Source organism: Thalassospira sp. MCCC 1A03138, assembly GCF_002115785.1.
Taxonomy (GTDB): Bacteria; Pseudomonadota; Alphaproteobacteria; order Rhodospirillales; family Thalassospiraceae; genus Thalassospira.
Map to the genome: position 1 here is coordinate 389987 of NZ_JFJY01000003.1, position 23008 is coordinate 412994.

Below are 23008 nucleotides of genomic sequence, written 5' to 3' on the forward strand. Positions count from 1 at the left end.
CGCCTCAGGCAACCTGAACCGGCACCCCGTCACGGGCCGGTTTGGTGCTGCGGATCGTGCCCGGTGATTTGCCGGTTGTGCGTTTGAAGGCCCGGCTGAATGCCGCCTGCGAGCCATAGCCAAGCCGTTCGGCCACCACATCAATCGCCATGCGATCGCGTGTGATCCATTGGCTGGCAAGGCGCATGCGAAGTTCCGTGACATAACGAAGCGGCGTCACCCCGGTGACTTCAAGGAACCGTTCGGCAAAGACCGAGCGCGAACTGCCCATTTCCGATGCCATCGCCTCGACGGTCCAGTTACGACCCGGATCGCGATGGATGGCGGCAATCACACGCCCCATGCGCGGGTCGCGCAATGCCTCGACCCAGCCTTGCGCATCACCACATCCGCATTCGACCCAGTCGCGCACGATCGATGCCGATACCACATCGGCAAGCCGCGTCAGGATCCCGGCAAAACCGGCGCGCTCGGTCGAAACCTCGCGCGCCATCGCTTCCAGCACCGGTAAAAGTTCGGGGTTTCGATCAATCAGGGTGCCGACCTGCATCACCTCGGGCATCATGCTGACCAGCGGATGCATCCCGCCAAGGTCAAACTCCATGCAGCCGCTGAAAATAAGCGTATCGGTGCTGCGGCAAAGTTCCGCCTTGCAGGCATGGATATCATCCACCCGACGGCAGATCGTCGTGACACTGTAATCGGTCACATCAAGGCACGGGATGGACGGATCAGACAGCAACGCATGAATGCCCCCGCGCGGCAAAAGCACCGCATCACCGGCCTCAAGCGTATGGACAACCCCGCTATCGGTGCGCAGGTAAACCCGCCCGCGCGCGATGAAATGGAACTGCGCGCGCGTCGGATCATCGCCAAATCGCACACCAAAGGGCGGGGAAATCTGGATGCGGTTGTAATGCAGCCCGTCAAGCCGCATGCCGAGCAAAAGCTCACTGATCAGGTCACTGGAAAGCATCTGCGTGTCATCCGTTCCGGTGTTATTTCGGACGATTGATCAATAATCAAGGAGAAACTGGCATAGCCCGTCCGGCAAGTCCACCCTATTCTGTTTGCAATGCACAAACACTCTATCCGAGAGGACATTCGATGACTGAGACAGTAAATAAGCCCACGGCTGCTGCTGCGCAAGGCGCGCCGGCCTGGTGGGCGGTTATTTCCATGACATTGGGGGTTTTCGGGCTGGTCACGGCCGAATTCCTGCCCGTAAGCCTATTGACCCCGATGGCCGATGATCTGCAAATTACCGAAGGCCTGGCCGGTCAGGCAATGTCAACCACCGCCATTCTGGCCCTGATCACAAGCCTTTTGACCGCGACCGTCACGCGCAGCATTGACCGCCGCTATGTCCTGCTGGGCTTTTCGATCCTTTTGACCATTTCGAACATCATGGTCGCCACCGCACCCAGCTTTGCGGTGCTGCTGGCCGGTCGCGTTCTGCTGGGGATCGCACTTGGCGGTTTCTGGACCATGTCGGCCGCCACCGTCATGCGGCTTGTCCCGGAAAAAAGCATTCCGCGTGCGCTCTCCATCCTGTTTAGCGGCGTTTCCGCTGCCACCATCTTTGCCGCCCCGCTCGGAAGCTATCTTGGCGATGTGATTGGCTGGCGCGATGTCTTCCTGCTCGCCTCCCTGCTGGGCGTGCTGGCGCTTGTCGTACAGTTCCTGACGCTCCCGAAAATGCCGCCGCGGGGCCGCGCAACGCTGCGCACATTGGTCGAAGTCATCAGCCGCCCGCGCATGAAATTCGGCCTGTTTTCGCTGGTCCTGATCATTACCGGCCATTTCGCCCTGTTCACCTATGTCCGGCCGTTCCTTGAAAACATCACCGGCGTTGCGACGGCGGGCGTTTCGGGCATTCTGCTGGGCTTTGGCCTTGCCAATTTCATCGGCACCTATGTCGGCGGCGCGCTGGTTGCACGCTCCCTTCGCATGACGATTGCCCTGATGCCGATGATCATCGGCTTGGCCGGGATCGGCATGGTCACCATTCAGGGCGCGATTGTCCCGACCACCGTGCTTGTCGCGATCTGGGGCATGGCCTTTGGCGGGGTTCCGGTTGCCTGGTCAACCTGGATCACGCGCACCGTCCCGGACGAAGCCGAAAGCGGCGGCGGCCTTCTGGTCGCGGGTTTCCAGCTTGCCATTGCGACGGGCTCTGGCGTTGGCGGCCTTCTGTTTGATGCCAGCGGCGCGCTTGGCGTGTTTACAATCGCCGGCATGTTGCTGGTGGGCGCATCGATCATCGTTACACTGGGTCTGCGGACCAGCCCTGTTCCCGCAACCGAACAGGCCTGAGGTCAGGACCGAGGCATCGCCCCAACCCCCACCCTGATGCCTGATCAGGCGGGCCCAGTGCACCCCGGCAGTGTCACCACTGCCGGGGTTTCTTTATGCCAATTCACTCGGCTAGTTCACTCTGGCAGCGGGATAAATTCATCCCGGTCATCAATCGGCAGGTCAAACCGCCCCTTGCCCCAGTTTTCCGCCCGCCAGTCGGCCTTGGCTTCCTCCAGCCTCTCTTTGGACGAGGCCACGAAATTCCACCAGATATAACGCGGGCCTGAAAATGTCGCCCCGCCAAGGATCATCAGCCGCGCGCCGCGTTCCCCGGCCACAACCGTAATCCTGTCACCGGGGCGAAACACCATCATCTGCCCGGCCTCAAAATCCTGCCCCGCGACCGAAATCGAACCTTCGACGATGTAAATCCCGCGATCCTCGTGATCATCGGGCATCGGCAACATCCGCCCGGCATCCAGCTTCACATCGGCATAGAAGGTTTCGGAAAACATCGTCGCCGGGGCCACCGCGCCATAGGCAGTACCAAGGATCAGGCGCACCGAAACGCCATCTTCCTCAATCACCGGCAAGGTGCCCTTGCCGTGATGGGCGAATGTCGGGGCGATATCTTCCTGCGCTTCGGGAAGGGCCAGCCACGTCTGGATGCCAAACAGGCTGTTGGGGCCGCTTCGCGCCGTGGCCGATGTGCGTTCGGAATGCGAAACACCCCGCCCGGCCACCATCCAGTTAAGCTCGCCTGGCTTGATGATCTGATCGGCCCCGGTGCTGTCGCGATGATGGAAATCACCGCGAAACAGATAGGTCACCGTACCCAGCCCGATATGGGGATGCGGCCGGACGTCAACGCCCTGCCCGGTCAGGAATTCGGCCGGTCCCGCCTGATCAAAAAAGATGAACGGCCCGACCATCTGGCGCTTTGGCGCGGGCAAGGCCCGCCTGACCTCAAACCCGCCCAGATCGCGGGACCGCGGAATGATCAGGGTCTCGATGGCGTCACTATCGACAATATCGGGGCAGCCGGGTTCAAGTGCGGGGTTCCAACTCATGGCGTCATCCTTTTGCGGGTCTTGGACGGGTATGGCGATTTTATCGGCTCTGCCGGTGCGACGGCCCGATGGCGATGATGCAGACTGGCGCGCCCGCGACCATCCGGCTAGTCCCCCGAACCGCCACGCTGTGTCGCCAAAAGCGGAACACAGAACGGAGCCCAAAGCAAAGCCCAAGGCCGCACACACAGCTTGCCCCCAACCGCCCCGCAAGTCACCCAGAACCGCCAAGCCATCCCGACATCATGACATGCCAAGCCAAGCCAAGCCATGCCATGCCGAACCAAACCACCCCACCCCGTCATTCCCGCGAAAGCGGGAATCCATGTCTCAGCCGTGCTGTAACGTCGCGCTGGGCAATATTCGTTCTCATTTCACGACCTGTAGTTGTAAACCCAAATACTAGAAAATAGCTTTTTCCAAGATGAGATGATTTTGCGCCTATCCAACCATGTCACCAATTCAACATTAGATTCCGTAATAGGTATTCTTGGGTGCCCCCCTCCCGGTTTGAAGTCAGAGAAGGGTTCTGGCATTTGCTCTAATATCTGCCTGATTTGATCATCAGATAAAATCTTGTGACATTTGTTAAACAGTGAGACTTGCACCTCGATCGGATCAGTATTGACGATCAATGCTTGAGCGGCCTCTGCCGTCAAACCACTAATATCAAAGCCGGTGCGATGAAACAGGTTTCCGATTACAGAAGCACGGCTTGGCAAACCAGCAAGCAAGTTTAAATCCATATCGTCGACGATTTTTAACTTTTGAGCATCGACTATCTGAGAATTCAACAACTTTTCATGGAAGTCATCATCAAGTGATAGTTCGTCTTTGATATCAAAATAGTTATCGATATTTTTGACAATGAAAAGTACCTGATAATCTTGGTAATCTGCCAAATGGGAAAAGGCAGCCTCAGAAAAGATAATTTTTTCTTCCTCAACTAGGATTAACAATTTTTCTGGGCCGATATCGGCTGGAAATTGCGAGAACTTTCTCGGAAGTGCGCGAACATAAGTCCTGTAAAAGCCGTCTTCCAATTCATTATTATTGAACAAGAATTTCCGCAACGGCAGCGTGGCGTCACCTCCGTCAATCGGCATTGAAGATAACTCGGATTCTGCATCATGTGTTTGCAGGAATTCCGTGAGAGTTTCAGCGTCAAACGCTTCGCTAGTAATAAACGCGAGACAGTTTTCCCATGATGCTTCGATCTTCTGCAACTTGAATATCGGCTTATAAAAACGCGGTGGAATATCATCGAGTGAAGGCAGCTTTGCTGATTGCTTTTCGAGGAATACCTCAAGGTGTTCGCTTTCGATCTTGTCGTGCTTAAGCACATTGATAATCGTTGCAACATCCTCTTCAGTATTATTTTCAAGCGCGAGAAGAATGCTTTTTAGATAGTGCTCGAAGTCATCTTCAACTTTGTTGATCAGGACTGTGTTGCCGCTTTTTAAAACAGTCGAGTAGTGCTTGGTTTGCAGCTCTTCCACGGAGGGCAACCCCAATACATCTCTAAAGATAAATTCAATATTTTGGATAGAAACTTTGTATAGCCCTTCATCGGCAAGTAACCGAGCTACTGCCGGATATGGACGGATAGTCTTTAGTTCTTGCGCATTGAAAGGAATCAGCTTGAGACGCTCAGGCTTGAAATCAATTCCCCGCGCCAAAACCTCGGACAAATTCGTCGAGAGGAATTCCGATATTTGGACATCTTTTTGATAAAGAGACGTGAGATACCCTTCGGGTAGATGAGCGATAAACCTTGCAACATGAGTGACGTTATCCGAGCTTTCGAGTGCGGTTGTTACAAATCCAGACCATTTTCCAATCAGTTCGGATAACAGCTCAGAAATACGTTTTCCCCTTTCATAATAGGTTTGGAAAAATTCATCACAGTCGTCAAAGTTTGAAGAAATAAATTCCACGAGCCGTGTGATCTGCTGATCGTACTTGTTTGGATTGCTCAGTATGCAATCAACAAGAATCAGGTTGAGAACGAAATGCCGACGGAAGTCGTCTTCGCGCATCTCATCGATGACTTCCTGCGGATTATCGATTTGAAAATCTGGCTCTGGATTATTGAAAGCCCGGATTTGAATCAGAAACTTGTTGTCATTAGGTGAGAGGCGACCAGAATGGAAAAGAGACGTGTACTGATAGTAGGAATCATCCAGAAATCCTTCAAAAACGAGAAATTTGACAAGCTCCTTGTTTTCACCAAAGACATCAAATAGTTCCTCTGCACCTTCTGTATCTGCTCGAATGACTTCACTGAATGTTGTCATTCTGAGAGACGATATTGTGGTTCTTAGTTCTCTGATCGCCTTATAGTTACTATTTCTGAGTGCGTAAGATCGGTGCTCAATCTCTTGTTTTCGTTCTTTGTAGGTTTTGTCGGGATTAACTTCTTCCTGCAAGCCCGCGAGAGGTACGCGGTGTCGTTGGTTTTGCGGTGAGCGGCAAAAAATTACTTGCTTCTCCAATAGCTCGTTAAAGTTCTCATGATTCCAAAGAGATTGAATCGGGATATGTGAGGCATCATTGAATTCAATAAACGCGCAGCCCTGAGGAAGCTTATCTATCAAAGCCATAGCATAAATCTTGCGAAGTTCGGCGAGATCGGATGGCACTCGCCTTTCAACTTCACTAATATCCTGCTCAAGCTCTAATATCTTTAACCTACAGCGGTCTTCCGCTTTGGTGATAAGTTCACCATGCCTGCGGAGTATCCCAGAAAGCTTACCCTTTTCCCGGTGCAATTCTTCGAAGTCGCTTGGTAAAACATTTTTATAAATCAGAACAGCAAGGAGCTTGTTCGGATCGAGAATATTCTCTTCATTTGTATCCAGATTTTTGCGGTAGATGGCATATTCGTTGAAGATATTTTGGATGAGGCGAAGGTCATTGAGATAGCGCGAGACCTCCTTCAAAAACTGACTATTTAGACGCTTGTCCAGAGATAACCGCTTGCCTTGTTCAATGATCTTATCAATTGAATTAGAGCTGTTAATGATCGGTATTACGGGAATAATGAACTCGAAGAACTTGGTCCGATCCGTGTTCACAAACATGTTATCCCTGAGCGCGTAGAGAAAACGTATCTGCCTTCTGACACCTGCGTTGGCGTTGATGAGACTGTTGATCTCACGCAAGGTCACAAAAATATCGGAATTATTGAAGCGATCCAAATCTTCGATCACAACCAAATCGTAGTCCGTGGACTGGAAGAAATATATGATCTCATCCAGATGACGATTGAGAATGGACTCTTGCTCGGTGGCATGAGGCTTGATCTCGATATCCTTGAGCGAAATGCTCCTTAAAGAAATTCCGAGGCTTTTGACATATATCTGATGCAATACCAGCCAAACGAATACCATCCCCAAGCTAAAACAACTTAGGTTGAACCAGTTGGTTTCATCTAGTGGCTGAAAAAACGAAAGATCCAAGATCGCGGCTCGCTGATCTATTAATTTCCAGCACGCCAGCATTCCAACAATAGCAAACGGCCACACAAACCAAGACCACCACTTTGGCGACCGAATGCGTTTGAATCTTGATAGCGGGAGACTATTCGCATCTGCCCCGTAAAGCATCTGCTGCAAGATACTTCGCTCAATCTCCTGCTTGGTCACTTCTCCATCGGGTGCAGCCGCTTCCGGCAAGAAGGCGGCCAAAGAGATTTGCAGCACTGGCTTTTTGAGTAACCAATATTTTTTATATCGTTTGAGAAAGGTCTTTATGATGCTGCTTTTTCCCGAACCATAAGGCCCGGTAAGAGCAATATTATACACATTCGGGTTCTTGGTCGCATGAAGCAGAGCGTCCGAATAAATTCCGTCAGGATCGGCTTTGTCTGTGGGCGCAAGATCGACATAGTCAGAATTGTCTGGAACAGAGTTCTTGAACCAACTGACTACAGACATCCAAAATTTGGAGAGTTTTTCCAGCATAATCCACTACAAGCCCTGATGAAGTTTAGTTTGTTCTTATTTAGTAACATTCATGATGATCACCTCAAATAGCGAACACAACTTATACAGAAAAATGTTCCGGTATTATTCCCGCCATTCAATCAGCAGCTACTGAATTGACTATGAGAAAAACCACTCCAAAAACAAAACCCCGGCCCAATAACATGAGCCGGGGCACGAAGTGCTCTGGAGGGAGACGGGGCTTTTATCGTGGCCCCTTGGTAAAACCCTGATATCCCTTGGCGATCTGATCAATCAGATCGACCTGATCATCACCTTGCGTTCCGCCTGCGTTTTGAGGCGATTGCGAAGCGCACGACCAAAAAGCGCGGCCTCGATCTCGAACTCGTCGCCATCCTGCGTTTTGATGCCATCGGCAAAGGAAAGCGTCGCCGTGCCAAAGAAATGCGCATGCACGTCACCCGGGCGGCAGAACAGATCATATTTGAAGTGATGATATTCAAGATTGGCGAGAGAGTGAGACATATTGTCCTCGCCACTCAGGAACGGTTTTTCCCAGATCACCTTGCCATCGCGATAAAGCCGTGACGTGCCTTCAACATGGCTTGGCAGATCACCCAGAAGCAGTTCCGGCCCCATCGCACACGCACGCAGTTTCGAATGCGCCAGATAAAGATAATTCTGGCGTTCCATCACATGGTCGGAAAACTCGTTGCCAATCGCAAAGCCGATGCGCACCGGATTGCCTTCGGGGTCAATCACGTAAATCGCGGCAATTTCGGGTTCCTCGCTGCCATCAAGGGCAAAGGACGGGCTTGGGATATCCGCGCCCGGATTGGCCACGACCGAGCCATCACCCTTGTAAAACCATTCCGGCTGCACGCCCTGTTCGCCGGCCTTCGGCTTGCCGCCCTCGACCCCCATGCGAAACATCTTCATGGAATCCGTTTCGTCGGCGGCCTTGTTATCGGCCTTGTGCATGTTCGCCCGTGCGGAGGCAGAGCCAAGGTGCGTAAGCCCCGTACCGGTGACAAGGAAATGCGCCGGATCGGCATGGGTGATCGGCGGTAACAGACGGCCGGATTTGGCGACTTCGTCATAATCAACGTTGGTGTCGCCCAGGCGGGCCTTTGCCGCCTCGATCATCGTCACCCCTTGCGAAATCGCGATACTGGCAAGCTCGCGCGTGGAGGCAACCGCCTTAAGCGGGATCAGGGTTTTGGCATCCTCGACCACGGCCACATGCTGCGCGCCGGCGGTATCCTTGTATTGAACCAGTCTCATGAAATCTGTCCTGATAATGTCTCTGTTCGTAAAATCGGGGGTATTTTCCGGTCAATCAGACCGCGATCAGACCCAGCCGCCATCAACGATAAAGTTCTGTGCCGTGACCATGCGGCTTTCATCCGAGGTCAGGAAAAGCGCCATGCGCGCGATGTCGCTTGGCATGACCTTGTTTTTAAGGCACTGGCGTTCGTCAATCTCGCGCTCGGCGGCTTCATCGACCCAAAGGTCAAGCTGGCGCTGCGTCATGACCCAGCCGGGCACAAGCGTATTGACCCGGATGCCGTCCTTGCCAAGGTCACGCGCCATGCCGCGCGTCAATCCATGGGTTGCGGCTTTTGCCGTGGTATAGCCCGGCATGCCGCCCTGCCCCATCATCCAGCTCACCGACCCGAAATTGACAATCGCCCCGCCACCGGCCTTCTGCATCATCGGTGCGACCGCCTGAATGGCAAAAAACGACGGGCGGATATTGATCGCCTGGCGTTCATCCCAATATTCCGGCGTCACGTCCTGCCATTTATGGCGGGTATCGTTGGCGGCATTATTCAGCAGTGCCGTGATCGGGCCGTTGGCCTTGGCCGCCGTTGCCACCGCATCCTGAAGCGCCTTGATATCGGTAATGTCGCATGTGATGAAAAGCGGCTTGTTTTTCGCGGTCTTGCCCAGCTTTTCAACAAGCGCATGGCCTGCTTCCTCGGCAATATCGACAAAGGCGACCTTCGCCCCCTGCTCGACAAAGGCGGTTACAAGCGCCTCGCCAATGCCCGTGGCACCGCCGGTGATGAAAACCGATTTATCGGCAAGGCTGGTATAGTTCGTTGGCATGCGATCGGACATGATCGTCGGCTCTCCCGTCATCTGGTCTTTGTGTGCCGATCCCTGATCCGGGTGCCGGTTCCCTCCGGCACGCCATGATCGGGGATCAGGGTTCAAACTGGCAGGATGCACCCGATAAGGGGTACGTAAGGGGCATCGCATCACATCACGTCGGGTGATCGGGTAAATGCAAAACACATCGCCCGCCTGCCCGCAAATTTTGCGAAAATCCACAATCGCGCATCTTTCGGGCCGGATTATGATCTCCGTTTGCAATACCCGTTGCCGCACGATGGGGCGCTTCCTCCTGACAGTCTTGTTCTTTTATTCTTCATACAATAACATTAATTATCAGGATGTGGCTTGCTGTCAAGCCGCAAACCGGCAACATCCGGGTCCGGGACAATGCCAAACTCACTGCTTCTTATTTGGTGATAAGTGGTCTATAAAAATGACACCTCCGATAGGGTGCAATCACCCGCGGCGCACAGCCACCGAAATAAATATATGCGTTGCAGCACAAGGCATTGTCGGGCGCACGGAAGTTGCCCTTAAAATAAATTCATATTATATGAATAATGTCAGAGTGCGGTCACCGACCCAGCCACCGCTTTACACAGATATCAAAAGACCGCACCGGAGGAATTTGAATGCCATCGTCCATGTCACGAACCTATGCCAAACGCAGCCTGCACAGCATCGTTGCCCATGATCTGGGATCACGGATCGTTTCGGGCAAACTGGCACCGGGCGATGTCCTGCCGACCGAGGCGGCCTTGAGTGAATCGCTTGATGTCTCGCGCACGGCTCTGCGCGAGGCGATCAAAATCCTCTCGGCCAAGGGGCTGATCGAAAGCCGGCCGAAAACCGGCACGCGCGTCAAACCGCGCACAAGCTGGAACCTTCTGGACCCCGATGTTCTGTCCTGGCATTTCCCCGATCCCGATCCGGCGTTTCTGTATGGCCTGTTTGAAACCCGCATGATTATCGAGCCCAACACCGCCGCCATGGCCGCCGAACGCGCGACCGAGGAACAGCTCGCCACCATCGAGGCGGCCTATACCGGCATGGAAAATGCCGAACTGGGCACCGAGGCCGTCTATATCACCGACCTTGTTTTCCATCAGGCGATTTTGGATGCGTCGGGCAATGATTTCATGAAATCGTTCGGCATGCTGATTGAAACCGCGCTCATCGGCTCGTTCCGCCTGTCTTCGGGCGGGCCAAAGGCGCATGTCAAATCCCTGCCCGACCATTTCGCGGTCTATCGCGCCATCGCGCACCGCGAACCCGGCGACGCCCGCGAAGCCATGCGCAACCTGCTCAGCCGCACCATGCTGCAACTCCGCCAGCAGCTCGGCATGAAAAGCGAACATGACTGGGACGTGATCGGGCTTTGATACTACTTTGACCGGTCCGTGATATCGCTTTGGATATCGCTTTGATCCTGCCTCACGGACCCGGCGATGTCATCGCCCCCAGACAGCGGAAAAACACAATAACAGGGCTGTCATCAGGACGGCCCCTTTTGCATTCCTCATACAAATAAAAAGCCGTTTTTCGTCTCATAACGGCCAAAACCCGTATTCCTCACACAAATAAAAGCCGGTTTTTTGTGTCCGAAACGGACGGTCACGATCTTCGCCAACCCCGTCGCCGATCCATTATTCACCAAAAATGAAAAATCGGATTGATTATGAAAAATAACTTCATAAAAAACCGGATCGCAAAGCCGCATTCTGACCGCCGGAATAAACGCCCCTGAAAACAATTCGGGCCGAAGCAGCAACACCGCCCCGGCCCGAATTTTACGCTATGACGTGACCAGTTTCAGGTCACCCCGCCCCGGCCCGCATGCCCGAAAATGACCGGGTAATCAGGCGTTGCAGCACGATAAAGCCAAACAGCAGCGCCCCGATCATGATCTTGGTCCACCAGCTATTAAGCGACCCGTCAAACGCAATCAGGGTCTGGATCACCCCCATGATGATCCCGCCAAAGAACGTACCGACCACAAAGCCCATGCCCCCGGTCAGAAGCGTCCCGCCAATCACCACCGCCGCAATCGCGTCAAGCTCCACCCCGACCGCCGCCAGCGGATAGGCCGACGCGGTATAAAACGCGAAAACAACACCGGCCAAGGCACTGAAAAAGCCCGACAAAGTATAAACCCGGATGATCGTGCCCTGCACCGGAATGCCCAGCAGTTCCGCCGATTGGCGGTCCCCGCCAATGGCATAGACATTGCGCCCGAACCGGGTGTAATGCGCAATCACCACCCCGGCAATCACCGTGATCAGCATCAGCAACGCCGCCGCACTGATCCAGCCACGACCGGGCAGCGGGATTTTAAATCCGCTGAAATCGGCGACAAACGGATGATCAATCGGCACGGAATCAAGGTTGATCAAAAAGCACATCCCGCGCAGGAAAAACATCCCCGCCAGGGTGATGATAAAGGGCTGGATATCGAACTTGGCGATAATCACCCCCATGAAGGCACCAAATAGTGTTCCGACCGCAATCGAAATCACCACCGCCACCAGCGGATGCATGCCAAACCCGGTCACCAGTTCGGCCATCAATACGCCGACAAAGGCAATCATCGAGCCGACCGAAAGATCAATCCCGCCCGACAGGATAACGAATGTCATGCCGACCGCGGTAATGATCAGAAACGCATTATCGGTCAGAAGCGCACCCAGAACATAGGTGTCTGAAAACGCACGGTGTTCGGCAATCCCGTAACCATAAAGCAGGGCCAGCACCGCCAAAGTGGCGAGCAACGGGTAATAGCGTTCATTAATTTTCATCGGAATTCCCCCGCACTTTCCGGCTGCCGATCTTTTCCCACGCCTTGCCCGCCAGTTCGCGTGATTTCGGTGCCTGCACCAGCAGAACCACCATCACCACCGCCGCCTTGACGATCAGGGTATATTGCGACGGGAGACCCGACAGCAAAATCCCCGTGGTCAGCGACTGAATGATCAGAACCCCGATCACCGTCATGCCGATAAAGAACCGCCCGCCCATCAGCGACGCACCGCCAATAACAACCGCCAGGATGGCATCCAGTTCAAGCCACAGCCCGGCATTGTTCGCATCCGCGCCGCGAATATCAGCCGCAATAATGATCCCGGCAAAAGCCGCACACAGCCCCGAAATCGCATAGGCCAGAAGCTTGATCCCGCGCGCATCAATACCCGCAAGCCGACTGGCGCGTGCATTGCCGCCAACCGATTCAACAAACAGGCCAAGGGCTGTTTTGCGCATCACGGCGTAAAGCGCGCCAATCACCACCGCGGCAATGATCACCCGCCACGGAATGCCTAGCAGATAACCGCTGCCAATCCCTTCGAAAAACGCCCCGTGGAAGGTCACGATCTGCCCGTCGGTGATCATCTGCGCGATCCCGCGCCCGGCCACCATCAGGATCAGGGTCGCGATGATCGGCTGGATATCAAGATAGGCCACCAGCATCCCGTTCCACAGCCCACACAACACCCCGGCGCCAAGGGCAGCCAGGATGATGACGGCGGGATGCAGATCGGTATCACGGATCAGAACCGCCATCACCGCGGCCGAAATCGCAATCACCGATCCGACCGAAAGATCAATGCCCCGCGTACCGATGACCACCGCCATGCCGACCGCGACAAGGGCGGTTGACGCCCCGCGATGCACCACATCCACAAGCGACCCGTAAAGATGACCGTCAACAATGCGAATATCAAAAAAGTCCGGCGATATGATCCCGATACCCAGAATGATCAGCACAAGGGCCGCCACCGGGCCAAACCACTGCCGGCTCAGCAAAGAAGATGCAGACATGGTGCTGCTTTCCCGTAATTTCTTTTTGTCCTGCAAGCTGGTCATCGTGCAATCGCCTCGATGATCCTGTCCTGCGTGATTTCGGCCCCCGTCAGTTCGGAAACCTTTTGGCGGTCGCGCATCACCGCCACCCGGTCAGCAAAGGCAACGATTTCCTCAAGCTCCGATGACGCCACCAGCAGGGCCAGCCCCCCGTCACAAAGCTCCTTGATCAGCTTGATGATATCGGCATGCGCGCCCACATCAATCCCGCGTGTCGGCTCGTCAAGAATAAGGAAAATCGGCTTGGACACCAGCCAGCGCGCCAGAATGACCTTCTGCTGATTACCACCACTAAGTTGCCCGACGGGCTTTTCACTGTCCGGTGTTGCAATTCCCAGCGCCTTGATCATCTCATCGGCGGTTTTCTGCTGCTCGGCGCGCGCAATCGGGCGCAACCAGCCCCGCCGCCCCTGAAGCGCCAGCATGATGTTTTCGCGCACGCTAAGCTCGGCAACAATGCCATCCTGTTTGCGGTCCTCGGGGCAAAGCCCGAAACCCGACCGGATGGCATGGCGCGGGGACCGCAGCATCACCGGCTCCCCGTCAAGGAACACAAGGCCGCTATCGGCCTTTTTCGCCCCGAAAATAAGCTCCGAAAGCTCCGTCCTGCCTGACCCCAGAAGCCCGGCAAGACCAACAATCTCGCCGCCCGAAAGGTCCAGCGTCACCGGTTCGAGAACCCGCTTCTTGCCCAGATTCTTGATCTGGATCTGGCGGCCCTTGCCGGTGAAATTGCTTTCATCCTGATGGCGGTGCGAACTGACCTCGGCCAGTTCCCGGCCCAGCATGTGATTGATCAGGTCAATCTGCGCCAGTTCTTTGGTCACAAAAGTGCCGACAAGCCGCCCGTTGCGCAAAACCGTGATGCGGTCCGTGATCGCGTAAACCTGATCCAGGAAATGGGTGACAAACACAATGCCAAGCCCCTTGGCACGCAATTCGCCCATGATGCGAAACAGGGTGCGGATTTCCTCGGCATCAAGGCTTGCGGTTGGTTCGTCAAGGATCAGAACCCGCGCATCAAGTGCCACCGCACGTGCAATCGCGACCAATTGCTGGATCGCCACCGAATAGGAACCCAGCGGCCGGTTGACATCAATATCAAGACCCAGCGTTTCAAGCGCTGCCTTGGCGTCGCTTTCGGTTTTCTTCCACGAAATAAACCCGAATTTCAGGGTTTGCCGTTCCAGCATAAGGTTTTCGGCAACCGACAGCGTGGGAACCAGGTTCACTTCCTGATAGACCGTCGAAATGCCAAGCGCCTGTGCATCGCCCGGATGATTTGGATGGATTTCCTGCCCGTCAAGCAGGACGGTTCCGGCATCGCGCGGATGAACCCCGGTAATCACCTTGATCAGGGTCGATTTACCGGCACCGTTTTCACCCAGAAGCGCGTGAATTTCACCGGATCGCAAATCGAAATCGACATCCTGCAAGGCTTTGACGCCGGGAAAGAATTTTCCCGCCCCGCGTACTGACAGCACGGATTGCGTCTTTTCAGACATGGATAGCCCCTCTCCCTTTATGTTCGCTGGCCGGATGTGGCCGAACGCACCCTTGCCATCGACAAGGATGCGTTCAGACATCACGCCAGTTACGTCACCCCAACCGCACGGTAAGGCGTACGGTTGCGGATAACGGCCTTACTTGCTGCGCATTTTGTATTCTTCGGCAGCGGTATCAGGCAGATAAAGCGGACCATTGGCCTTGATCCATTTCGGCACTTCCTTGCCTTCTTTGGCAGCGGCAATCGCATCAAAGGAAGGTCCGCCAAGATGCGGGTTCAGCTCGATGGTGGCGTTGGTGTCGCCATCGGCCATCGCCTTGAAGATATCGGGAACCGCATCGATCGAGACGATCAGGATGTCATCCCCCGGATTAAGACCGGCTTCCTTGATTGCCTGCACCGCACCCAGCGCCATGTCATCGTTATGCGCATAAACCGCACAGATGTTCTTGCCGCCATCTTCTGCTTTCAGGAAGCTTTCCATGACTTCCTTGCCGCCCGAACGGGTAAAATCGCCCGACTGGGAACGGATGATGCTGATGCCCGGGAAGTTGCCGACAACGGACTCAAAACCTTCCTTGCGGTCATTGGCAGCCGACGAGCCAACAGTGCCCTGAAGCTCGACCACATCACAAACGCCGTTGGTTTCTGCCGCCAACCATGCGGCGGCAAGTGCGCCTTCCACCACGAAGTCGGAGGCAACCTTGGTCAGATACAGGCTTTCATCGGCCGCAACCCCACGGTCGACCAGAACGACGGGAATACCGGCATCCTTGGCTTCCTGAAGCACCTGATCCCAGCCGGTTTCAACAACCGGTGCCAGCAGAATGCCATCAACGCCCTGGGCGATGAAGGAACGGACTGCCTTGATCTGGTTTTCCTGTTTCTGCTGCGCATCCGAGAATTTCAGATCAATGCCGCGCTTTTCCGCTTCGGCCTTGATTGATTCCGTCTCGGAAGTACGCCAGCCGCTTTCCGACCCGATCTGCGAGAAGCCGATCATCATTTCGGCCTGTGCCGCAAAGGACAGACCAAGTGCAACACCAAGGGCCGCCGTCGAAACCGCAAGCTGCTTGAGACTTTTCATTATTTCCTCCCTAAAGGCTGTTTTATTGCTAAAAGCCATATAGTAATACAATATGATTTGAAGGAACTCAACGGCCTAAATGCGCCTCCCCACTTTCGCGTAGAAAGCGTGGTTGACAGCGGATGAAAAAACCGCAAAGTCTAAATAAAACAGCTATTTGCAGATAAAATGAGGCGACATGTCGAAAAATCCGACAGCAATCCCGATGAACCCGGCACCGGCAGGAACCCTGCAAATCAGGACCGCAAAAATGCGAATCCTGCTCTCGCCCTATGGGGCGCGCATACGGGCGCTTTGGCTGCGCAATGACGACGGCACGGAAACCAATATCACTGTCGGCCTGCCTGATGATGATGCCTACGCCACCCATGACAGCTATATCGGCGCGGTCTGCGGTCGCTATGCCAACCGCATCGCCAATTCGGCCTATATCGGCCCGAATGGCGACCGGGTGACACTGGCCGCCAACGAAGGCCCCACACACCTGCATGGCGGCATCACCGGCTTTGACCGGCACGACTGGTCGGTTACTCAAAACTCCGATCACAAAATCGCGTTCCACCTCGAAAGCCCGAATGGCGATCAGGGATATCCGGGGAATTTCGCGGCCACCGCGACCTATTCGATTGTCGCCGAAAATCGCCTGCGCCTTGAAATCACGGCAACCTGCGATCAGACCTGTCCGGTCAATATGACCAACCACGCCTATTGGAACCTGACCGGGCGGTTTGATAAGTGTGCTGCCCTGCATATCCTTGAAATCGATGCCGATGCCTATCTTCCGATTGATGATCGCCTGATCCCCCTTGCCGGGCGCAAGGATGTGGCGGGAACCGGTTACGATTTCAGGAACCCCACCGTAATCGCGCAGAACCTCCTGAATGCCGATCAGGGCTTTGATCACAATTTCTGCCTGAATGGCGCGCGGGGCGTGCTAAAACAGATCGCCACACTGTCAGATCCCGACAGCGGCCGGACGATGAAACTGTTCTCAACCGAGGCCGGATTGCAATTCTACCTATCGCAGCATTTCACCGATGCGATGAAAACGCCCGACGGCAAAAGCCTGCACAAATCCGGCGGCATCGCCCTTGAACCCCAAACCTTCCCCAACAGCCCCAACCGCCCGGATTTCCCGAGCCCGTGGCTGAACCCGGGCGAGACTTACCGGCATGTGATCGAGTGGGAGCTTTCCTGACAGCATAAGCCCCGCAATTGCGGGGCCTTTTCGCTATTCAAACACCTGCACAACAAACTCAAAGCGCCGCAACTACCCCATCCGCGCGCGGATCAGTCGCCCCTTCCATCACCCCATTCGCACGCAGCAAAATGCCGCCCGCATGGCCCATCATGTCTTCGAAATCGCCGACGACTTCGACCGCATGACCGGCTTTTTCAAGTTGCGTGATCAGGGCCGGGGCAAACCGGTTTTCGAGTTTGAGGGTCGTGGTTTCCGCCCCCCATGTCCGGCCCAGCAGCCAGCGCGGTGCCGTGATTGCGGCCTGCAAATCCTGCCCGAACAGGACATTGCGGGTAAATACCGCCGCCTGGGTTTGCGGCTGTCCCTCGCCCCCCATGGTGCCGTATGTAAGGACATCGCCGTTGTTCAGCCGTGCCATCGCCGGGTTGAGTGTATGGAACGGCAACCGGCCGGGGCCGAGCTGATTGGGACCGTCATGCAGTGTAAAGCTCGCCCCGCGGTTCTGCCACAGGACCCCGGTTTCGGGCACCACAACGCCCGATCCGAATTCCCAGAAAATGCTTTGGATGTAACTAACAACCGTGCCGCTTTTATCCGTCGTCCCCATCCAGATCGTATCGCCGGGCTTGGCGATATGCGGCCAAGGCAATGCGGTTTTCATATCGATTTTCGCCGCCTCGGCATCCAGCATCGCATCACTCAGAAGCGACATCGGATCAATATCTATCCGTCCTGGATCGCCGATATGGGTATCACGTTTGATAAAGGCGCGTTTGGTCGCCTCGATCACGCCATGGATATGATCAAATCCCTCGCCCACCATCACGCCCAGCCGATCAAACAGACCAAGGATCATCAGCGACGCGGCACCCTGCGTTGGTGGCACCATATTGAAAACGGTGCCGCTTGATAGCTTCACCGAAAGCGGTGCGGTGGTTTTGGCGTGATAGGCTTCAAAATCCGATAACCGAAGCGGACTTCCCACCGCCTCAAGCCCCTTGGCATTGGCGCGCGCGATATCGCCCCGGTAAAAATCATCAAGCCCGACGGCACCAAGCCGTTCCAGCGTTGCACCAAGGGCCGGCTGTTTCAACACATCACCAATTTCGGGCACGCCATTTGCGGCATAGGCCGCCACATACCCCGGCGCATCGCGAAGTTCCGGCAGCTTGTCGCGCGTCAGTTCATGCTGCGATTTCGTGATCGGCACCCCGGTGCGCGCATGATGCACCGCATCGGCAACGAGGCGCGCGATGGGCAATGCCCCGCCCAGTTTCCGTGCGATTTTTGCGGCCTCCATCCAGCCGCCAATCGCCCCGCCTACGGTCAATGCTGCCAGCGGCCCGCGGGCCGGGATTTTGTCATGGCCAAGGTCACGGTAAAATGCCGGGCTAGCCAGCCCTGCCGCCCCGCCGCATGCCCGAATCGCCACTGGGTCCTTGCCCGGTTCCGCAATCAGCCAGAACCCATCCCCGCCAACAGCATTCATATGCGGATAGACAACCGCAATGGTGGCGGCTGCTGCAATCATTGCCTCGACCGCGTTGCCGCCATCGCGCAAAACATCGCGCCCGGCCTGGGCAGCCAGATGATGCGGGGCTGTGACCATCCCGCCAAGGCTTGTTCTGGTTCTGAGCATTTCGGGGCCTCCTGATGGCGCAAAAATCTTTGGCATGCCGTGTGTCCGGCATGTCCTGTTGTTCTTTGAAATCTATCGTGAAAATGATCCGGGTATCAGGCGATTTTCACATCGTGGACAAATCGCCTGATATTTCGGATCAGGACCCACCTGTTGCCTACCAGCCGATAAGATCCGGTAGCCAGCTTGTCAGTTCCGGGAAGATGAACAGCAGCACAAGGGCCAGTGCCTGAATACCGATAAACGGAATGACCCCGCGATAGATATCCATGGTCGATACCGATTTTGGCGCAACACCTTTCAGGAAGAACAAGGCCCAGCCAAAGGGCGGTGTCAGGAAGCTGGTCTGCAGGTTCATCGCCACAAGGATCGCAAGCCACGCCATGTCGATGCCGCTATTCATGAACACCGGCAAAAACATCGGCAGCGCGATATAGGAAATCTCGATCCATTCAAGAAAGAACCCAAGAACAAAGATCACCGCCATCATGAACAGAAGGTTGCCCATGTCGCCACCGGGCACCCATTCAAACATGGCATGCACCAGCCCCTCACCACCAAGCCCGCGGAAGGCAAGGCCGAATGGCTGCGCACAGATCAGGATGAAAAACACCATCGCACTGGTGATCAGGGTATCGCGCAACACATCGCGCATCACCCCGAAATTAAGCCGCCCGGTAAACAGCGCCAGAAGCAACGCGCCAAGCGCGCCCATCGATGCGGCCTCGGTCGGGGCAGCAATCCCGCCGACGATGGAACCCAGAACCGCAAAAACCAGTGCCAGCGGCGGCAGCACGACCTTGGCGATCTTGAGCATAAGGTCACGGGTGGCGAGTGCATCGCGCTCATCCTGTGGGATCGCGGGCACCATGTCGGGCTTGAAAATCCCCAGAAGCACAAGATAAAGGGCGAGCATCCCGGCAAGGATCAGCCCCGGCACCATCGCCGCCGCAAACAGCGTCCCAACAGACTCACCAAGGATATCGGCAAGCAGGATCAGGACAAGGCTTGGCGGGATGATCTGCCCCAGCGTGCCCGATGCGCAAATCACACCGCACGCCACCCCCTTGTTATAACCGCGATTGATCAGCGGCTGTAACGACAGCAAACCGACCGTCACTACCGTCGCCCCGACCACGCCCGAAGACGCCCCCATCAGAACCCCGACAATCACAATCGCAAGCCCCATGCCGCCGCGAAGGCGGCCCATGGCATGGCCGATCACATCAATCAGTTCCTCGGCCAGTTTCGACTTTTCAAGCATCACCCCCATGAAGATGAAAAGCGGCAGAGCCAGAAGCGTATAGTTGGTCACAACCCCGTAAATGCGCGCGGGCAGCAGGTTAAAAAGCCCGGTACCAAATCCCAGAATGCCAAAGGCAAAACCCGAAATCGCAAGCGATATCGCCACCGGCACCCCAAGCACGAGGAAGCCGAAAAAGCCGCCGACCATGCCAATGGCCAGCCATTCATTACCAGTCATGTTCGATTATTCCCCAGGCACTTCGGTGGCGGTTTTATGGGTGGCGTATCCAGCATCATCAGTATCATTGGCGGTCCGGGTCGCCCCGGTCACCTGCCGGAAATTGATCAGGGCCTGCGCAATTGCCTGCACGAAAAGCAACCCGAACCCGACCGGGATAAATGCCTTAAGCAGGAAGCGATAAGGCAATCCCCCCGGATCGGGCGATCCCTCGCCCATCATGATCGACTGGTTCACATAGGGAATGGCAAACCAGATGATCGCCGCACCAAGAATGACCATCAGCACCGCCGAAAACAGATCAATCATCGCGCGTGCCCGGTCACTTAGCCGGTCATAAAGAAAATCGACCCGTACATGGCCGCCATGCCGCATGCCATATGCCATCCCCAAAAGGGCAATCGGCGAGACCAGATGCCATTCAAGTTCCTGCATGGCGACACTGCCAGTATTGAACACATAGCGCAGCAACACATTGCCGCCGACCACCAGAACAAGCGCAAGACCGCTTAACGCGGCCGCCCATCCGGCAAAATCGACGATATACCCCAACACACGGTCGGGAAGCGGTTCTGCCAGCGATTCAGTACGGGTCGAATTCATATCAGCTCATCCCGTCTTTGGATGAAATGATACCGTGATAGGGCTTTTCACTCACCGCCGCCCATTCACGGTGCGTATCGCGGAACGCCATGAATGCGTCATGGACCTTTTTGGTCAGCGGATCCTTGGCGGATTCGGCTTCCAGCGTGTCGTTGGTGATGCCTTTAAGCTTGTTGACGACATCATCTGGAAGGGTCTGGGCGATAACGCCCTCATTCTCGACCAGATCACGAAGGGCCGCGGCATTGTTGGCCTCGCACCAGGAATGACTGTCAAGGTTGCACGCCTGTGCGGCATTTTTGACAATCGCCTGAAGATCGGCCGGAAGGCTTTCCCATGCTTTCTGATTGATCAGAAGCTCGGTCACGTTGGACGGTTCATGCCAGCCGGTGGTGTAGTAATATTTCGCGGCCTTCTGAAGACCCAGACGACGGTCCTGATACGGGCCGACAAACTCGGCGGCATCAATCACGCCACGTTCAAGGGCCGGGAAAATCTCGCCCCCCGGAAGCAGTTTCACCTCAACCCCGATCTGCTGATAGACCTTGCCGGCAAGGCCCGGAATACGCATTTTCAGACCCTTGAAATCATCAAGGCTTTCAATCGGCTCGCGGAACCAGCCGGTCATCTGAACGCCGGTATTGCCCATCGGGAACGCAATCAGGCCATAGGGCTGATACAGCTCATGCCAAAGCTCAAGCCCGCCGCCATGATACAGCCACGCATTGACGCCCTGGAAGTTCAGGCCAAACGGAACGGTGGTGAAATACTGGGCGGCAAAAATCTTGCCCGCCCAGAAATAGGCATTGGCCGCATTCATTTCGACCGTACCGGCCTGAACGGCATCAAAGCCCTCAAGCGCCGGGATAAGTTCACCCGCCGCAAAATGCTGGATATTCAGACGCCCGCTCGACATTTCCGTAACACGTTTGCAGAAATCCTCCGGGCTGCCCGGGCCGGTCACGTAAAACGGTGAACCCGGACCATAGGCATTGGTCATTTTCCAGTTGAAGGTTTCCTGAGCACGCGCAACATGCGGCGTGGCAAAAACAGCCGCCCCGGCGGCTGCCGTGCCAAATGCCGACTTCGTCAAAAAGTCGCGTCTTTTAAGGTTGGTCATCGGTGTCTCCCTGATAGAGAAAGTGCAATACGCGGATAATATCATCGAACGGATCTTGGCCCGCATTGTGTATACACCGTGCAACCGACGTGCCATTTGTTGAATTTCAATAACTTAACTGATTTACGATCTCAACATACCCGATTTTACTGTTTATTTTTTAATCATATATAATTGCTGCACTGCATATATGCATATTAATTGAACATATTGCATATGATCGCCGGGGACGGAATCCCGCACGCGACAGTTGCGCTTGGATTTTACGGGAAATATCATGTATACATCGGTTGTATAGGGTGCCCCGAAAGAGCCCCGGAACATTAACCGACAACAAGATCAAAGGGTCGAAACGGCACATGATCCATCTGCAGCAGGCCCCGCAACCTTCGCCCGAACCGGTCGGCATTGCGCAAAAACTCTGCCAGTCCCTCGAAGACGATATTGTTACCGGCGTGCTTGTTCCCGGTGCCCGGCTCGAAGAAACCCAGCTTGCAAAACGCTTTGGCGTGTCACGCACCCCGGTCCGCGAAGCCCTGCAATTGCTGACCGCGACCGAACTTGCCGAAAAAATCCCCAATCGCGGAGTTTATGTCTCGCTTGCAACGCCGGAACGACTGACCGCGATGTTTGAAAGCATGGCCGAACTCGAAGGCACCTGCGGGCGACTTGCCGCCAAACGCATGACAAGTGGTGAGCGCCACGCGCTGGAAGAACTCCATCACGAACTGGCCCATGCCATGCGCGCGGGCGACAGCCTGGCTTACGAAAGCCAGAACCGTGAATTTCACAATGCGATCTATGCCGGAACGCACAATGACGTTCTGGTCGAAGTCACCCAGGCCGTGCGTCGGCGCGTCGCCCCGTTTCGCCGGGTACAGTTCAACAGCCTGCCGCGCCTCGCCTCCTCGCACGAGGAACATCAGGGCATCGTCGATGCCATCCTGCGCGGCGATCACAAGGCCGCCGAAGAACTGCTATATGCCCACATCATGTCAGTCCATGACGTCAGTCAGGAATATCTGGCAACACTCCGCGCCGAAAGCGACCATCAGGCGCTTCTGATCGCCAAATAAC

18 protein-coding genes are annotated in these 23008 nt (G+C 55.3%); 4 read left to right on the forward strand and 14 right to left on the reverse strand.

Annotated elements, in window-relative coordinates; all coding sequences use genetic code 11:
* Window positions 1–4: 4 nt before the first annotated feature.
* A complete protein-coding gene (locus tag TH468_RS09645; protein ID WP_085643591.1) occupies window positions 5–976 on the reverse strand; it encodes an AraC family transcriptional regulator in 972 nt (323 codons plus the stop codon).
* A 131-nt stretch (window positions 977–1107) separates the two neighbouring features.
* Here TH468_RS09645 and TH468_RS09650 point away from each other — a divergent pair, with 131 nt between their 5' ends.
* Window positions 1108–2316, forward strand: coding sequence for an MFS transporter (locus TH468_RS09650; protein WP_085643593.1), 1209 nt, complete (start codon window positions 1108–1110; stop codon window positions 2314–2316).
* A 116-nt stretch (window positions 2317–2432) separates the two neighbouring features.
* Here TH468_RS09650 and TH468_RS09655 read toward each other — a convergent pair whose 3' ends face one another.
* From TH468_RS09655 to TH468_RS09670, 4 genes are all read right to left on the reverse strand, one after another.
* Window positions 2433–3368, reverse strand: coding sequence for a pirin family protein (locus TH468_RS09655; RefSeq protein ID WP_085643595.1), 936 nt, complete (start codon window positions 3366–3368; stop codon window positions 2433–2435).
* Between the two features lie 374 nt (window positions 3369–3742).
* Window positions 3743–7333 carry a DNA-binding protein gene (locus tag TH468_RS09660; protein ID WP_085643597.1) on the reverse strand — a complete coding sequence of 1197 codons (3591 nt, stop codon included), beginning with the start codon at window positions 7331–7333 and terminating at the stop codon, window positions 3743–3745.
* Window positions 7334–7609: 276 nt separating this feature from the next.
* The gene (araD1, locus tag TH468_RS09665) at window positions 7610–8599 is read right to left on the reverse strand and encodes an AraD1 family protein (RefSeq protein WP_085643599.1); all 990 of its coding nucleotides are present in this window, start codon (window positions 8597–8599) and stop codon (window positions 7610–7612) included.
* Window positions 8600–8665: 66 nt separating this feature from the next.
* Window positions 8666–9439, reverse strand: a complete 774-nt coding sequence (locus tag TH468_RS09670) for an SDR family NAD(P)-dependent oxidoreductase (RefSeq protein WP_085643664.1) — start codon at window positions 9437–9439, stop codon at window positions 8666–8668.
* A 629-nt stretch (window positions 9440–10068) separates the two neighbouring features.
* Between TH468_RS09670 and TH468_RS09675 the strand changes: the two genes are divergently transcribed.
* Window positions 10069–10818 (forward strand): FadR/GntR family transcriptional regulator, encoded by a 750-nt coding sequence (locus TH468_RS09675; RefSeq protein ID WP_007092507.1) that lies wholly within the window; start codon window positions 10069–10071, stop codon window positions 10816–10818.
* A gap of 137 nt (window positions 10819–10955) precedes the next feature.
* Here TH468_RS09675 and TH468_RS09680 read toward each other — a convergent pair whose 3' ends face one another.
* The 5 genes from TH468_RS09680 to TH468_RS09700 all read right to left on the reverse strand — a co-directional run bounded on the left by TH468_RS09680 (window position 10956) and on the right by TH468_RS09700 (window position 15885).
* The gene (locus TH468_RS09680) at window positions 10956–11207 is read right to left on the reverse strand and encodes a hypothetical protein (protein ID WP_139834677.1); all 252 of its coding nucleotides are present in this window, start codon (window positions 11205–11207) and stop codon (window positions 10956–10958) included.
* Window positions 11208–11253: 46 nt separating this feature from the next.
* Complete coding sequence (gene yjfF, locus TH468_RS09685; protein WP_062953028.1) at window positions 11254–12231, reverse strand: galactofuranose ABC transporter, permease protein YjfF; 978 nt, start codon at window positions 12229–12231, stop codon at window positions 11254–11256.
* A complete protein-coding gene (locus tag TH468_RS09690; RefSeq protein WP_051682342.1) occupies window positions 12221–13249 on the reverse strand; it encodes an ABC transporter permease in 1029 nt (342 codons plus the stop codon). Before TH468_RS09690 ends, yjfF begins: the two co-directional genes overlap by 11 nt.
* Window positions 13250–13290: 41 nt before the next feature.
* A complete protein-coding gene (locus TH468_RS09695) occupies window positions 13291–14796 on the reverse strand; it encodes a sugar ABC transporter ATP-binding protein (RefSeq protein ID WP_085643666.1) in 1506 nt (501 codons plus the stop codon).
* Window positions 14797–14934: 138 nt separating this feature from the next.
* Entirely contained in the window at window positions 14935–15885 is a 951-nt protein-coding gene (locus tag TH468_RS09700; RefSeq protein ID WP_085643603.1) for an ABC transporter substrate-binding protein, read from the reverse strand.
* 178 nt (window positions 15886–16063) lie between these two features.
* On the opposite strand from TH468_RS09700, the gene TH468_RS09705 reads away from it, so the two are divergent.
* Window positions 16064–17083 (forward strand): aldose epimerase family protein, encoded by a 1020-nt coding sequence (locus tag TH468_RS09705; RefSeq protein ID WP_246832278.1) that lies wholly within the window; start codon window positions 16064–16066, stop codon window positions 17081–17083.
* A gap of 58 nt (window positions 17084–17141) precedes the next feature.
* Here TH468_RS09705 and TH468_RS09710 read toward each other — a convergent pair whose 3' ends face one another.
* From TH468_RS09710 to TH468_RS09725, 4 genes are all read right to left on the reverse strand, one after another.
* Entirely contained in the window at window positions 17142–18725 is a 1584-nt protein-coding gene (locus TH468_RS09710) for a gamma-glutamyltransferase family protein (protein ID WP_085643670.1), read from the reverse strand.
* A gap of 157 nt (window positions 18726–18882) precedes the next feature.
* Window positions 18883–20208 carry a TRAP transporter large permease subunit gene (locus tag TH468_RS09715; RefSeq protein WP_062961362.1) on the reverse strand — a complete coding sequence of 442 codons (1326 nt, stop codon included), beginning with the start codon at window positions 20206–20208 and terminating at the stop codon, window positions 18883–18885.
* A gap of 6 nt (window positions 20209–20214) precedes the next feature.
* A complete protein-coding gene (locus TH468_RS09720) occupies window positions 20215–20811 on the reverse strand; it encodes a TRAP transporter small permease subunit (RefSeq protein WP_085643605.1) in 597 nt (198 codons plus the stop codon).
* Between the two features lies 1 nt (window position 20812).
* Window positions 20813–21931, reverse strand: a complete 1119-nt coding sequence (locus TH468_RS09725) for a TRAP transporter substrate-binding protein (RefSeq protein WP_085643607.1) — start codon at window positions 21929–21931, stop codon at window positions 20813–20815.
* Window positions 21932–22290: 359 nt separating this feature from the next.
* Here TH468_RS09725 and TH468_RS09730 point away from each other — a divergent pair, with 359 nt between their 5' ends.
* Complete coding sequence (locus tag TH468_RS09730; RefSeq protein ID WP_085643609.1) at window positions 22291–23007, forward strand: GntR family transcriptional regulator; 717 nt, start codon at window positions 22291–22293, stop codon at window positions 23005–23007.
* Window position 23008: the final 1 nt, after the last annotated feature.

Bases quoted from the DNA above. Each gene is read 5' to 3' on its own strand.
- TH468_RS09645 (WP_085643591.1), bottom strand. From the start codon at position 976: ATGCTTTCCAGTGACCTGATCAGTGAGCTTTTGCTCGGCATGCGGCTT.
- TH468_RS09650 (WP_085643593.1), top strand. From the start codon at position 1,108: ATGACTGAGACAGTAAATAAGCCCACGGCTGCTGCTGCGCAAGGCGCG.
- TH468_RS09655 (WP_085643595.1), bottom strand. From the start codon at position 3,368: ATGAGTTGGAACCCCGCACTTGAACCCGGCTGCCCCGATATTGTCGAT.
- TH468_RS09660 (WP_085643597.1), bottom strand. From the start codon at position 7,333: ATGCTGGAAAAACTCTCCAAATTTTGGATGTCTGTAGTCAGTTGGTTC.
- araD1 (WP_085643599.1), bottom strand. From the start codon at position 8,599: ATGAGACTGGTTCAATACAAGGATACCGCCGGCGCGCAGCATGTGGCC.
- TH468_RS09670 (WP_085643664.1), bottom strand. From the start codon at position 9,439: ATGTCCGATCGCATGCCAACGAACTATACCAGCCTTGCCGATAAATCG.
- TH468_RS09675 (WP_007092507.1), top strand. From the start codon at position 10,069: ATGCCATCGTCCATGTCACGAACCTATGCCAAACGCAGCCTGCACAGC.
- yjfF (WP_062953028.1), bottom strand. From the start codon at position 12,231: ATGAAAATTAATGAACGCTATTACCCGTTGCTCGCCACTTTGGCGGTG.
- TH468_RS09690 (WP_051682342.1), bottom strand. From the start codon at position 13,249: ATGTCTGCATCTTCTTTGCTGAGCCGGCAGTGGTTTGGCCCGGTGGCG.
- TH468_RS09695 (WP_085643666.1), bottom strand. From the start codon at position 14,796: ATGTCTGAAAAGACGCAATCCGTGCTGTCAGTACGCGGGGCGGGAAAA.
- TH468_RS09700 (WP_085643603.1), bottom strand. From the start codon at position 15,885: ATGAAAAGTCTCAAGCAGCTTGCGGTTTCGACGGCGGCCCTTGGTGTT.
- TH468_RS09705 (WP_246832278.1), top strand. From the start codon at position 16,064: ATGTCGAAAAATCCGACAGCAATCCCGATGAACCCGGCACCGGCAGGA.
- TH468_RS09710 (WP_085643670.1), bottom strand. From the start codon at position 18,725: ATGCTCAGAACCAGAACAAGCCTTGGCGGGATGGTCACAGCCCCGCAT.
- TH468_RS09715 (WP_062961362.1), bottom strand. From the start codon at position 20,208: ATGACTGGTAATGAATGGCTGGCCATTGGCATGGTCGGCGGCTTTTTC.
- TH468_RS09720 (WP_085643605.1), bottom strand. From the start codon at position 20,811: ATGAATTCGACCCGTACTGAATCGCTGGCAGAACCGCTTCCCGACCGT.
- TH468_RS09725 (WP_085643607.1), bottom strand. From the start codon at position 21,931: ATGACCAACCTTAAAAGACGCGACTTTTTGACGAAGTCGGCATTTGGC.
- TH468_RS09730 (WP_085643609.1), top strand. From the start codon at position 22,291: ATGATCCATCTGCAGCAGGCCCCGCAACCTTCGCCCGAACCGGTCGGC.